Here is a 662-nt window from a genome sequence, read left to right as displayed (position 1 = left end):
ACCTCAATGATGAACAATGTATTGATCAACCCCTCCGCCACAGAGCCTACCTATGAGTTGAAGCGCGTGCCGAGCGTCGATGACTTTGATTGCATGACTCAAACCATGGCGACCATCCTAGAATCCCTCAAGTTTCGTGGAATACATCGCGCTAAAGATGGCCGAGAAGCACTGATAAAACTCAAAACCTACAGTATCGATCTCATTATCTCTGACTGGAACATGCCCAAAATGAACGGTCTTGAGTTGCTCAAGACCATTCGTCGCGACGAAAATTTCGCTCACATTCCGTTTGTAATGGTCACCGGTAATATCGACCAAGACGATGTCATGACGTCAATTAAACACGGCGTGACAGACTACTTAGTTAAGCCATTTTCTCGCAGTATGTTGATAGAGAGAGTACACAAGGCGTTTAATGCACCCACACCACAACTCATTATCGACAAAGCAGGTTCAGCAGAAATCAGTCGTCGAATTGAAAACATACCTAAACCAATGCCTCAAAATATCTTGTTGGTGGACGACGAACCGAACAACCTGATGGTGCTAGGCGAACTATTAAAGAGTCACTACAAGATTCAAGCCTGTCGTACCGGTAAAAAGGCGATAGAGCTGTGCGATAAAGACACGCCACCCGATCTTATTCTGCTCGATATTAT

1 protein-coding gene is annotated in these 662 nt (G+C 45.0%); it reads left to right on the top strand.

Going from position 1 to position 662, the window contains the following annotated elements; translation table 11 throughout:
- Positions 1–21 precede the first annotated feature (21 nt).
- On the top strand, positions 22–662 hold a 641-nt coding region (locus KIV40_RS33810), incomplete at its 3' end, for a response regulator (RefSeq protein ID WP_285353804.1).

The organism is Vibrio sp. D173a (assembly GCF_030248475.1).
Note: the sequence above shows the minus strand (reverse complement) of the source record. Positions and strands in the feature narration are given on the sequence as shown.